Below are 11,754 nucleotides of genomic sequence, written 5' to 3'. Positions count from 1 at the left end.
TTCTATGGAATAAAGCTATTCGAAATTCTTTTGGCCGTCGAAGTGCATGAAACGGAAAGCTGACGCAGAGTTTTGGTTCTTTTCGTTCGCGGCTTAATCGCGATCAATCCCACCATCCAGCGCCAAGTAATGAAGGGGCGTATGAAACGCCCCCTTTTTTTGCTCGTCGTGGAAGCTCCCAAAATCAGATGAGATTTTGGTTCTGGTCCGTCGAAACTGGTGCTTTCTGAGAACCGGAGCGGAATGTACTTAAAGGTACATGAGCACCGGAAGCGGAAGGAAGTGCCATTTGCAGACAGCCAGAACCTAAATATCGCTGATTTTTAGTTGCGAGCCTTATCCACCAGCTTGTTGGCGGCAATCCATGGCATCATGGCGCGGAGCTTTTCGCCAACTTCTTCGATCTGGTGCGCATCGTTGTTGCGGCGGATGCCCTTGAAGCGAGCAGCGCCTGCACGATATTCTTGCATCCAATCGGAAGTGAACTTGCCGGTCTGAATGTCTTTCAGAACGCGCTTCATTTCTTCCTTGGTTTCGGCAGTGATGATGCGCGGACCGGTGACGTATTCGCCCCATTCAGCGGTGTTCGAGATCGAGTAGTTCATGTTGGCGATGCCGCCTTCGTAGATCAGATCCACGATGAGCTTCATTTCGTGCAGGCATTCGAAATAGGCCATTTCCGGCGCATAACCGGCTTCAACCAGAACTTCGAAACCGGTGCGGATCAGCTCAACCACGCCGCCGCAGAGAACAGCCTGCTCACCGAACAGATCGGTTTCGCACTCTTCCTTGAAGGTGGTTTCGATGACGCCCGAACGGCCGCCGCCAACGCCCGAAGCGTAGGACAGAGCGAGGTCATGGGCATTGCCCGATGCATCCTGATGGATGGCGATCAGGCAAGGCACGCCGCCGCCCTTCTGGTATTCGCCGCGAACCGTGTGGCCTGGGCCCTTCGGTGCGATCATGACGACGTCGACCGACTTCTTCGGCTCGATGAGGCCGAAATGAACATTGAGGCCGTGTGCGAAAGCAATCGCAGCGCCGTCGCGCAGGTTGCTGTGGATGTGGTCGCGGTAGATGTCGGCCTGGAGTTCATCCGGAGTCGCCATCATCATGAGGTCGGCCCACTTGGCGGCATCAGCAACGTTCATCACCTGAAAGCCGTCTGCTTCCGCCTTCTTGACGGTTGCGGAACCTTCTCGAAGGGCGACGCGCACATTGGCAGCACCGGAATCCTTCAGGTTCAGCGCATGGGCTCGGCCCTGGCTGCCGTAGCCGACGATAACCACATTCTTCGACTTGATCAGGTTAACGTCTGCATCCCGGTCGTAATAAACGCGCATTTCCTATTCCCTTCGTTTCAGTTTATTCTCTGGCCTTCTTGCGTCAGCCGATGTGACTAAGCCCCGTACAGAGCGAAAAACTGCTTTGTGGCGCGCCGGGCGTCCCGGATGACCACGTCGTCAGTCAGTTCCAGCCGGTCGCCCAACAGCAACCGGATTTGCATGTCCCGGACGACGAGCCCGAAGAACGTGCGAAATGCTTCATCGATATCGTCGAAAGCCAGCAGCTTGGCTTCCATCCCCATTTCAAGGATCGGCTTCAGGCGCTTGGCCATGGCCACCGGCCCGTTGGAGAGAACGATATCGCCCAGCGCCGACTTGCCCGATGCCGCATGGCTGACAGCCAGACGGTTAAGCGCGATCGACGTGCGGCCCGAAAGCACCAGCAGCCAGTCGCGGGCAAAGTGTTCCAGGCTTGAAAACAGCGATTCCGCGTCAAGCTTCTCGCGCGCCAGCGGCACAACGCGAACCTTGGAGGCCTGCCAGCGAACCATCGCCGTCAGAAGACCGTCACGGTCGCCAAACCATTTATAGAGGCTTTCCTTGGAGCAATTGGCGGCACGCGCAATGCTCGCCGTCGTCAAAGCGCGGTCTCCGCCTTCGACAAGAAGGCGCAACGCCTGCTCCAGAACATCGTTCTGACGCGGCGAAAGAGCCTGCTGCTTTTGAGCCTGCAATTCGTCGCTACCATCAGTCACGGGGCACTTCCTCCTCTTGTACCGTACGGTACGGTTCCCATTCTATTAGCCCTTGCCGCATAGGCGGTCAAGCGAGATTTTTGAAAAATTCGGATGGTAAGGCGTGTACTAAAGATGCCTTTGCCGATAGCGCGATTGAACTATGTACTTGCGCAAAAATAGTAGGAAAAACAAACAATTAGGGCGCCATCCGGAATCAAATTCTCAGATAACGCCCTGATAAAACACGGTCTGTTAAAGCGAATTCCCGATCAGATATTCACCTGCGTACCGATTTCTACCACGCGTCCGGTTGGGATCTGGAAATATTCGGTCGCGTCCGACGCCGTGCGCGCCAACAGGATAAACAGCTTGTCCTGCCACAGAGGCATGCCGGAATGCACCGAAGCCTTGAGCGAACGGCGCGACAGGAAGAACGAGGTCGTCATGATGTCGAACTTCCAGCCAAGCTTGCGGCAAAGGCCAAGCGCGCGCGGAATATTCGGCTGCTGCATATAGCCGAACTTCAGCGTCACCTGCATAAAGCGCTCGTTATATTGCGAGACACGCGCGCGGTCTGCGCTGGAGACCCACGGCTTCGAAGCGGTCACGACGGTCAGGATGACATTGTTCTGATGGAGCACCTTATAATGCTTCAGACTGTGCATCAGCGCGGTTGGCGCACTTTTCGGGTCGCCCGTCAGGAAGACAGCCGTTCCCGGCACAATCGTTGGCGGGCGCTTGGCCATCTGCTCGACGATGAGATCGAGCGGCACTTCGCCCTTGCGTGTCTTGAGGAACAGGTGCCGGGTGCCGCGCACCCATGTCCACATGATGAGCACAAGCACTGCGGCAATGCCGATAGAAGCCCAACCGCCTTCATGCACCTTGATGATGTTGGCGCTGAAGAACATGATGTCGATCAGCAGGAAACCGAGCATCAAAGGCAGCGCACGACTGACCTGCCAATTCCAGATCCGCGTCATGACAATATAGAGCAGCACGGTCGTCACCAGCATGTTGCCGGTCACTGCGATACCATAGGCTGCGGCCAGATTGGTCGACTTCTCAAAGCCCAGCACCAGAATGACCACGGTCAGGCCGAGCAGCAGATTGACACGCGGGATATAGATCTGCCCGTGCAGCTTCTCCGACGTGTGCTGAATTTCAAGGCGTGGCAGAATGTTGAGCTGCACCGCCTGCCGCGCCACGGAAAAGGCACCGGTGATAACGGCCTGACTGGCGATCACTGTTGCTGCCGTCGCCAGCAGCACCATCGGCAGCAGCGCGAAATTCGGCAGCATCTGGAAGAACGGCAATGCCGCTGCTTCGCCATGCGACAGGATGAAGGCGGCCTGTCCAAAATAATTCAGCACCAGACATGGAAACACGATCCACAGCCAGGCGCGCACGATGGGCTTGCGCCCGAAATGGCCAAGATCGGCATAGAGCGCTTCGGCACCCGTCATGGCGAGGAAAACCGCGCCAACGGTGATGAAGGCAATACCGGGGCTAATGGCCAGAAAGCGCACTGCATAATAGGGATTGAGCGCATAAATGACGGTTGGATCGTCGAATATGTGCCAGAGGCCCGACGCGCCCAGCGCCAGAAACCAGATCGCCATGATCGGCCCGAATACGATGGCAACCTTGCCGGTGCCGAGCTTTTGTACCGAAAACAGCGTCACAAGGATGACGACCGTAATGGGCACCACGAAAGGCGTGAGGCTGGGCGCGACGATTTCCAGGCCTTCCATCGCGGAAAGCACGGAAATGGCAGGCGTAATCACGGCATCGCCAAAGAACAGCGCTGCGCCGCATATACCGACGGCCAGAATGAGATTGGGACGTCCTTTCAGAGCGCCGCGCACCAGCGCCATCAGCGATAGGATGCCGCCTTCGCCGTTATTATCGGCCCGCAGCACGAACAGAACATATTTGATCGTGACAACCAGCGTCAGCGCCCAGAATATCAGCGAGACGACGCCAAGAATGTCCGGGCGCGACAGGACGCCGTCAGAGGCCGCCGTGTGCAGCGCCTCACGAAAAGCGTAGATCGGGCTGGTGCCGATATCGCCATAGACCACACCGAGCGCGCCCAAGACCAGCGTCTTCATGCTGTCGCTATGATGATCGTTTTCTTCGCCGATATATCCGGTTTCAGCGCCAACACTGCCAACAAGCGGCGTGACCGCCGCATCCGGCGCGGAGGATTGCGATTGCGCGTTCTGGCCGTTCAGCTCGTCGCTCATTTGCCGACACCTCGCAACATCCTGAAATCATTCTGGCTGGAAATCATATTGTGTGGAGTCCACTCACAGGTACACCCGCAAAAGATTGCGGATTGCAACAACCGTGCCGCATCTTTGCCCCAATCCGGTTCAAACATCATCACCGAACCGAGCGGTGCATACGCGCTGCTCCGATGATGCCCCGAAGGCAAAGCACGCCGGGGCACTTCGATGTGGAATGCGGATTTCGGAAAACCGTATCAATGCTTCCCTCATACGTCCCTGCGCGCTCCTGACGCGGATGAACCAGCCGCGGACGCCTATAGCTTGTTGAGCTTTGGCACAAATGCGCTTTTCGCAAAGCTCAGGTCAAAGCTATGCATTTTGCGCATTGAACGTGCCAATTACCCAGCCAAAGCAGCGTTAAAACGTCCCACTGTCGCCGCCATACCATACGTCAAAGCGTCCGCCGTCAATCCATGTCCGATGGAAACTTCTTTCAATTGTGGAATGCGTTTGACCAGTGCCGGGAGATTTTCGACCGTCAGATCGTGACCGGCATTGATTTCAAGACCGAGCGCCGTTGCGGCATCCGAGGCCTTGCCAACACGGTCCAGCTCGCGCGCTGCCGCTGCCGGATCGTCATAGGTCGCGCCATAAGGACCGGTATAGAATTCCAACCGGTCAGCGCCGATGGCCTTGGCCTTTTCATAACCCAGCGGATCGGGATCGGCGAACAGCGAAACGCGCATGCCGCCCTTCTTCAACCGCGCCACGATGGGCGCCAGATAATCGGCCTTGGACAGGAAATCCCAGCCGTGGTCGGAAGTGGCCTGTGTCGGATCATCCGGCACCAGCGTCACCTGTTCCGGCTGGTGCTTTTCTACCAGATCGAGGAAGGCCTCGCTTGGAAAGCCTTCAATATTGAATTCGGCCTGCGGAAATTCATCATCGATCAATGCACGAATATCGCCAAGATCGGAAAAGCGGATGTGGCGCTGGTCCGGGCGCGGATGCACCGTCAATCCTGCCGCCCCCGCCGCGAGTGCAATTCGCCCGAGACCGGTGACGCTCGGCCAGGGCAGATCGCGACGGTTACGTAGCATGGCGATGGCATTGAGATTGACAGATAATTTCGCAGGCATGGAGGCATTTCTCCCATGATCGGTTTTCGCTTTAGAGCCTGTTCCAAAAGCCGTCCTGTGTGGCCGCAAATGCCGATTTTCTCCATTTTCGCACACACATGCCGCTTTTTGAGTCAGGCTCTTATATCGCCCGCCGCAGGAAAGTGTGAGTGTTTTCCCGTCGCACCTGATGACCCATCCCCAAATGTTGCCGTTTCCCGTCTTTGGAGCATAGGCCAAGCTATTCCTTGCCGAATTTGGAACAACAATCCGCAACCTTTCGCCCGGTTTGGACGTTTGAATCCTGTCCTGACAGGGGCACGAATTGACGATTGGTCATAGAAGACGCTTGGAGACCGATGATGCGCAATGAGGACATCCCCGTCGTCCGCCGCATTCCCACGGACCGGAATGATGTATTCGCCTTTGCCATTGAAGGGCATTTGGACGATTCATCGCTGGAGAACCTTTATGGGCTGCTCGACGCAGCCTATGAGCAATATGACGAGATTGATCTGCTGATCCGCCTGACCGGCTATGAGGGCGTGGACTGGACCGCGGCTTTTTCCGAAAGCATGCTTTCAATGCGCTCAAAATCGCTCAAGCATCTGCGCCGCTATGCGATTGTAGGCGGTCCATTATGGATACAGGCCAGCATCACCCTGATGCAGCCCTTCCTCTCGATAGAAATGCGCTCCTTCGAAGCCGACGAAGAACAGGACGCATGGGAGTGGCTGAGCGCCAAACCAATTGAAAGCTGATTATTTTACAATCGTCAGGCGTTCTGCTGCACGGGTAATGGCCGTATAGAGCCAGCGCTCGCGCGTATCGCGAAAAGCATAGCTTTCATCGAACAATACCACATCATCCCACTGCGAACCTTGAGCCTTGTGCACCGTCAGGGCATAGCCATAGTCGAAGTCGTCGTAACGCTTCTTGGTCTGCCACGGAATTTCGCTATCCGGGTCCTCGAACTGCGCCTTCAAAAGCTTGATCTTGGCAACGCCGCGATCATCGTCTTCCGGCGCAACCAGCAGATTGATCCCGGGCTTCACGGTTTCCTTGGAGGAGGTCATGACCTTCCAAAGCGACCCGTTGAGCAGGCCCTTGGCCGGATCGTTGCGCAGGCAGACCAGCTTGTCACCCGCCTGCGGATAATCCGCCGTAAAGCCCTTCAGCTCGCGCAGGCGCTGGTTATAACGCCGCCGCGTGCGATTGGTGCCGACAAGCACCTGATCGGCCTTCAGAACCATGTCCTGATTGACTTCGTTCTTGCTGATGACCTTTGCCGCACCGTGATCACCATAGGGCAGCTCGCGCCCTTCGCGCACGTCAAGCGCCATGCGGATAATCGGATTGTCCTGCGCCTGACGGTGAATTTCGGTGAGCAGATAGTTCGGCTCATGCTCGGTAAAGAACCCACCGCCGGAAATCGGCGGCAACTGGCCCGGATCGCCCAACACGAGGATTGGCGTTCCGAAGCTCATGAGATCGCGCCCAAGCGCCTCGTCCACCATCGAACACTCATCCACCACGATCATCGCCGCCTTGGCGACCGGGCTTTGCCGATTGAGCGAGAATGTCGGCGCGATGGACGTCTTGCCTGTCGTCTCGTCCTCAACGGCTTCCTCGCCACGCGGACGATAGATCAGCGAATGCAGCGTGCGCGCATTGCTGGCGCCCTTGGACCGCAAAACCTGCGCGGCCTTGCCGGTAAAGGCGGCAAACTGCACATCGCCATCGACATGTTCCGCGAAATAGCGCGCCAGTGTCGTCTTGCCCGTTCCGGCATAACCGAACAGCCTGAAAATGGGACTACGCCCCTCTTTCAGCCATTGTCCGACGGCCTTGAGCGCCTGATCCTGTTCCGGTGAAAACTGCATGGCTCTTTCAGACAGGATTCGCGACCTGAAAACAAGATCAAACCGTGATCAAACAGCCGTATTAAGCAGAGCCGTATAGCGGGAGAGGTCGACATTGCCGCCGCTGACGATGACACCGACGCGCTTTCCGCGCAGTTGATCCGCCATCTGGCGGGCACCGGCGAAAGCCAGACAACCCGTCGGCTCGACCACCAATTTCATCTGACGAGCAAAGAACTTCATGCCGTCGACAAGGGCCTGATCGCTAACGGCCAGAACATCCGTGACCTTCTCGCGGATGATGGCAAAGGTCAGGTCGCCCGGCGCCTGCGTCTGCGCGCCATCGGCCAGCGTCTGCGGCGTGTCGATGCGCACAATTTTGCCCGCCCGCAAGGATTGCTGGACATCATTCCCTGCTTCCGGCTCGACGCCATAAACGGCGCAATCGGGCGAAAGCGCCTTGGCGGCCAGCGCCGATCCGGCAATCAACCCGCCGCCGCCGACGCAGACGAACAGCGCGTCAAGCGGCCCCACTTCCTCGATCAACTCCTTGGTCGCCGTGCCCTGCCCGGCAATGATATGCGGGTGGTTATAGGGTGGAATCAGGGTGAGACCGCCCTCCTCCGCCAGACGGTTCGTCAGGGCGTCACGGTCATCCTTATACCGATTGAAGGTGATGACATTGGCGCCATAGCCGCGCGTTGCTTCCAGCTTCGACTGCGGCGCATCTTCCGGCATCAATATGGTGGCGGAAATGCCAAGCAGCTTTGCCGACAAGGCCACCGCCTGCGCATGATTGCCCGATGAAAATGCAATCACGCCGCGCTTCTTTTGCTCATCGCTGAAACGGGTAAGCGCATTGAACGCGCCGCGAAACTTGAACGCACCGATGCGCTGAAGATTTTCGGCCTTGAAAAAGAATTGTGCGCCGGTCTCGGCATCGAGCGCCGCAGAGGTCAGAACCGGCGTGCGAAGCGCATGGCCCTCGATCTGTCCGGCGGCGGAAACCACATCGTCATAGGTAGGAAGTGCACGCATTTTGATGCTCCGATTGAGCTACTTCAGCATCGGCCAGAGGCTCGCGATCAGCAGCAAGGCCATAAAGATATTGAACCATTTGAGATGCACCGGATCATCCAGCCAGTTGCGCAGCAACATGCCAAAGCCTGCCCAGACCGAAACGCTCGGCAGGTTGACCAGCGCGAAGGCAACGCTCACCAGCGAAACGGCCAGATAGTAATTGTCATGCGTGGCATAGGTGGCAATGCCGGTGACGGCCATCACCCACGCCTTGGGATTGACCCACTGGAAGGCTGCCGCCTGCATGAACGTCATCGGCTTGCCATCACCAGTACCCTTCGCTTCACCGATCGAACGCGACATTGCGATTTTCCATGCCAGATAGAGCATGTAAGCGCCGCCCGCGAATTTCAGGCTGGTGTAGAAGGCAGGCACCGTTTCAAGCAGCACGCCAAGACCGAAGCCAACTGCCAGAAGCAGGCCGAAAAACCCGACACCGATACCCAGCATATGCGGGATCGTGCGCCGAAAGCCAAAATTAACCCCCGATGCCAGCAGCATTAGATTGTTCGGCCCCGGTGTGATGGAAGACACAAAAGCGAAGGCGATCAGCGCCAAAAATACTTCGACAGACATGTGATGAACCCGATTTAGAGCCTGCTCCAAAAGTCGCCCTGTGTGGCTGCAAATGGCAATTTTCTCCATTCCGGTGCTCACGTACCCAAAAGTACGCTCCGCTCCGGTACTCGAAAATCGCCATTTTCGCCCCCACATGCCGCTTTTTGAGTGAGGCTCTTACCCGCACAAATTAGCTCAATAAAAAAACCGGCACAATCGAAACATTGTGCCGGTTTGGAGCCTTATTGTATCGATCCCTGCTCTTGGCAGAGAAACACGACTTACATGCCTTCAGGACCCCGGTTCATCGCCGCCACGCCGGTGCGGCAGATTTCCACGAGGCCAAGCGGCTTCATAATCGAGATGAACTGGTCGATCTTCGCGGTCTTGCCGGTGATTTCCAGAATGAAGTGATCGGTCGTCGCATCGACCACCTTGGCCTTGAACGCATCGGCGAGACGCAGCGTTTCGGCGCGGGCTTCACCCTTGCCAGCCACTTTCACCAGCGCCAGCTCGCGCTCGATCGGGCGATCATGCCCGAGTTCGCTCGCACGGTGGCTGAGATCAACCACGCGGTGAACCGGAACGATGCGCGCCAGCTGGTGGCGGATCTGGTCAAGCACGTGCGGTGTACCACGCGTCACAATGGTAATACGCGAAAGGTGCTTTTCGTGCTCGGTTTCCGAAACCGTCAGGCTTTCAATGTTATAGCCGCGACCGGAAAACAATCCGATCACGCGGGCAAGGACACCTGGCTCGTTATCGACGAGGACGGCAAGCGTATGGGTTTCCGGGGTCTGGGTTTCGGCTGCGATGAAGTAGGCCGATCCGGAAGCTAGGTTCTGTGCATTCATGATTTCAAATCCTCCGGATCAGACGAGCGCGCGGCCCTTGGCGTCGATGGCATTGGCGACGGCTTCGTCGGTGGCTTCGTCGGGCAACAGCATTTCATTATGCGCCTTGCCGGACGGAATCATCGGGAAGCAGTTCGCCAGATTGGCAACGCGGCAGTCGAAGATGACCGGCTTGTCGATGTCGATCATTTCCTGAATGGCGGCGTCGAGATCGCCCGGCTTTTCGCAGCGAATGCCGTGCGCGCCATAGGCTTCTGCCAGCTTGACGAAATCCGGCATCGCCTCCGTATAGGAATGCGACAGGCGGTTGCCATGCAGCAATTGCTGCCACTGGCGCACCATGCCCATATACTGGTTGTTCAGGATGAAGATCTTGATCGGCGCATTGTGCTGGATCGCTGCCGACATTTCCTGAATGCACATCTGGATCGATGCGTCCCCGGCAATGTCTATAACCAGCGCATCCGGATGCGCAATCTGCACACCGAGCGCGGCAGGCAGGCCATAGCCCATCGTGCCGAGGCCACCCGAGGTCAGCCAGCGGTTCGGTTCTTCGAAGCCATAGAACTGTGCCGCCCACATCTGGTGCTGGCCGACTTCGGTGGTGATGTAGGTTTTGCGATCCTTGGTCAGTTCATACAGCCGCTCAATGGCATATTGCGGCATGATGACGTCCTTGTTCGGCGTATAGGCCAGCGAATTGCGGGCGCGCCAGCGGTCGATCTGCTCCCACCAGGCGGCGATGGCCTTCTTTTCCGGCTTCTTTTCGGAAGCGCGGAACTGGCGAACCATATCTTCCAGAACATGCGCAACATCGCCGATGATCGGCACATCCACGCGGACATTCTTGTTGATCGAAGACGGATCGATATCGATATGAATCTTCTTCGAATTCGGCGAGAAGGCATTGAGGCGACCGGTGATACGGTCGTCGAAGCGCGCGCCAACGCACAGCATGACATCGCAATCATGCATGGTCATGTTCGCTTCGTAAGTGCCGTGCATGCCCAGCATGCCGAGCCAGTTCTTGCCCGATGCCGGATAGGCGCCGAGGCCCATCAGGGTCGAGGTGATCGGGAAGTTGCCGAGTTCAACCAGCTCGCGCAGCAGACGGGAAGCTGCCGGGCCGGAATTGATCACGCCACCGCCGGAATAGATGACGGGCTTCTTGGCCGTGGCGAGCAGACGGACGGCGTCGGAGATTGCCTGCGCATTGCCGTCGAGAACCGGACGGTAGGTGGTGCGCGGCGTGGTCTGCGGCGGCGTGTATATGCCCTTGGCAAACTGGATATCCTTCGGAATATCGACCAGAACCGGACCCGGACGGCCCGTGGATGCAACATGGAAGGCTTCATGCAGAATGCGCGACAGGTCGTTGACGTCCTTCACCAGCCAGTTGTGCTTGGTGCAGGGGCGTGTGATGCCAACCGTATCGGCTTCCTGAAAGGCATCGGAACCGATCAACGAGGTCGGGACCTGACCAGAAATGCAGACGAGCGGGATGGAATCCATCAGCGCATCCTGAAGCGGGGTGACCGCATTGGTTGCGCCGGGGCCGGATGTCACCAGCAGCACACCGACCTTGCCGGTGGAGCGGGCATAGCCTTCGGCGGCATGGCCTGCGCCCTGTTCGTGACGCACGAGAATGTGCTGAATCTTGTCCTGCTGGAACAGTTCGTCATAGATCGGAAGCACTGCGCCGCCCGGATAACCGAAAATGCTCTCCACGCCCTGATCGATCATGGCCTGAATAACCATTTCCGCGCCGGTCATCTCGCGTGGATGGCTTGTTTCCTGAGATCCTGCGGCGGTCGCTTCCGCCTCTTGTTTACCTGCAGTCATCGTTCTCTTCCCGTCTAGTCTGTATTTCGGTGTCAGATTTAGCCGCATCGGGCTTTTTTGGATAATAAAAAAGGCCCCCGAGGGAGCCTGTCTTTCGCGCATGGGAGCTTTCGCCGGATGGTTACACCATCCTGCCCATGCGCGCCCGTACCACAAGAATAATAAACGTGTTCATGGGGCGGG

At 57.4% G+C, this 11,754-nt stretch carries 10 protein-coding genes; 1 reads left to right on the top strand and 9 read right to left on the bottom strand.

The genetic code is table 11. The features are described from left to right. Positions 1–323 precede the first annotated feature (323 nt). The 4 genes from ilvC to QLQ11_RS01425 all read right to left on the bottom strand — a co-directional run bounded on the left by ilvC (position 324) and on the right by QLQ11_RS01425 (position 5,396). Positions 324–1,343, bottom strand: coding sequence for a ketol-acid reductoisomerase (gene ilvC / locus QLQ11_RS01440; protein ID WP_109369366.1), 1,020 nt, complete (start codon positions 1,341–1,343; stop codon positions 324–326). A 56-nt stretch (positions 1,344–1,399) separates the two neighbouring features. After that, positions 1,400–2,041, bottom strand: coding sequence for a TetR/AcrR family transcriptional regulator (locus QLQ11_RS01435; RefSeq protein ID WP_078339363.1), 642 nt, complete (start codon positions 2,039–2,041; stop codon positions 1,400–1,402). Positions 2,042–2,292: 251 nt separating this feature from the next. After that, positions 2,293–4,272, bottom strand: coding sequence for a potassium transporter Kup (locus QLQ11_RS01430; protein ID WP_109369367.1), 1,980 nt, complete (start codon positions 4,270–4,272; stop codon positions 2,293–2,295). A 383-nt stretch (positions 4,273–4,655) separates the two neighbouring features. Continuing rightward, positions 4,656–5,396 (bottom strand): pyridoxine 5'-phosphate synthase, encoded by a 741-nt coding sequence (locus QLQ11_RS01425; protein WP_109369368.1) that lies wholly within the window; start codon positions 5,394–5,396, stop codon positions 4,656–4,658. Positions 5,397–5,737: 341 nt separating this feature from the next. On the opposite strand from QLQ11_RS01425, the gene QLQ11_RS01420 reads away from it, so the two are divergent. Then, positions 5,738–6,136 (top strand): STAS/SEC14 domain-containing protein, encoded by a 399-nt coding sequence (locus QLQ11_RS01420; protein WP_171318318.1) that lies wholly within the window; start codon positions 5,738–5,740, stop codon positions 6,134–6,136. Here the strand turns inward: QLQ11_RS01420 and QLQ11_RS01415 are convergent, their stop codons facing one another. From QLQ11_RS01415 to QLQ11_RS01395, 5 genes are all read right to left on the bottom strand, one after another. Then, positions 6,137–7,258: an ATP-dependent RecD-like DNA helicase gene (locus tag QLQ11_RS01415; RefSeq protein WP_109369370.1), complete on the bottom strand. Its 1,122-nt coding sequence runs from the start codon at positions 7,256–7,258 to the stop codon at positions 6,137–6,139. A 48-nt stretch (positions 7,259–7,306) separates the two neighbouring features. Continuing rightward, complete coding sequence (locus QLQ11_RS01410; RefSeq protein ID WP_109369371.1) at positions 7,307–8,275, bottom strand: threo-3-hydroxy-L-aspartate ammonia-lyase; 969 nt, start codon at positions 8,273–8,275, stop codon at positions 7,307–7,309. Between the two features lie 18 nt (positions 8,276–8,293). Continuing rightward, positions 8,294–8,893 (bottom strand): LysE family translocator, encoded by a 600-nt coding sequence (locus QLQ11_RS01405; protein ID WP_121536360.1) that lies wholly within the window; start codon positions 8,891–8,893, stop codon positions 8,294–8,296. Positions 8,894–9,156: 263 nt separating this feature from the next. Further along, positions 9,157–9,729: an acetolactate synthase small subunit gene (gene ilvN / locus QLQ11_RS01400; protein ID WP_078339370.1), complete on the bottom strand. Its 573-nt coding sequence runs from the start codon at positions 9,727–9,729 to the stop codon at positions 9,157–9,159. An 18-nt stretch (positions 9,730–9,747) separates the two neighbouring features. Beyond that, positions 9,748–11,571: an acetolactate synthase 3 large subunit gene (locus tag QLQ11_RS01395; protein ID WP_121536362.1), complete on the bottom strand. Its 1,824-nt coding sequence runs from the start codon at positions 11,569–11,571 to the stop codon at positions 9,748–9,750. Positions 11,572–11,754: the final 183 nt, after the last annotated feature.

It is taken from the genome of Ochrobactrum sp. SSR, assembly GCF_030067775.1.
In the GTDB taxonomy this organism is placed as follows: Bacteria; Pseudomonadota; Alphaproteobacteria; order Rhizobiales; family Rhizobiaceae; genus Brucella; species Brucella teleogrylli.
Note: the sequence above shows the minus strand (reverse complement) of the source record. Positions and strands in the feature narration are given on the sequence as shown.

Bases quoted from the DNA above. Each gene is read 5' to 3' on its own strand.
- ilvC (WP_109369366.1), bottom strand. From the start codon at position 1,343: ATGCGCGTTTATTACGACCGGGATGCAGACGTTAACCTGATCAAGTCG.
- QLQ11_RS01430 (WP_109369367.1), bottom strand. From the start codon at position 4,272: ATGAGCGACGAGCTGAACGGCCAGAACGCGCAATCGCAATCCTCCGCG.
- QLQ11_RS01425 (WP_109369368.1), bottom strand. From the start codon at position 5,396: ATGCCTGCGAAATTATCTGTCAATCTCAATGCCATCGCCATGCTACGT.
- QLQ11_RS01420 (WP_171318318.1), top strand. From the start codon at position 5,738: ATGCGCAATGAGGACATCCCCGTCGTCCGCCGCATTCCCACGGACCGG.
- QLQ11_RS01415 (WP_109369370.1), bottom strand. From the start codon at position 7,258: ATGCAGTTTTCACCGGAACAGGATCAGGCGCTCAAGGCCGTCGGACAA.
- QLQ11_RS01410 (WP_109369371.1), bottom strand. From the start codon at position 8,275: ATGCGTGCACTTCCTACCTATGACGATGTGGTTTCCGCCGCCGGACAG.
- QLQ11_RS01405 (WP_121536360.1), bottom strand. From the start codon at position 8,893: ATGTCTGTCGAAGTATTTTTGGCGCTGATCGCCTTCGCTTTTGTGTCT.
- ilvN (WP_078339370.1), bottom strand. From the start codon at position 9,729: ATGAATGCACAGAACCTAGCTTCCGGATCGGCCTACTTCATCGCAGCC.
- QLQ11_RS01395 (WP_121536362.1), bottom strand. From the start codon at position 11,571: ATGACTGCAGGTAAACAAGAGGCGGAAGCGACCGCCGCAGGATCTCAG.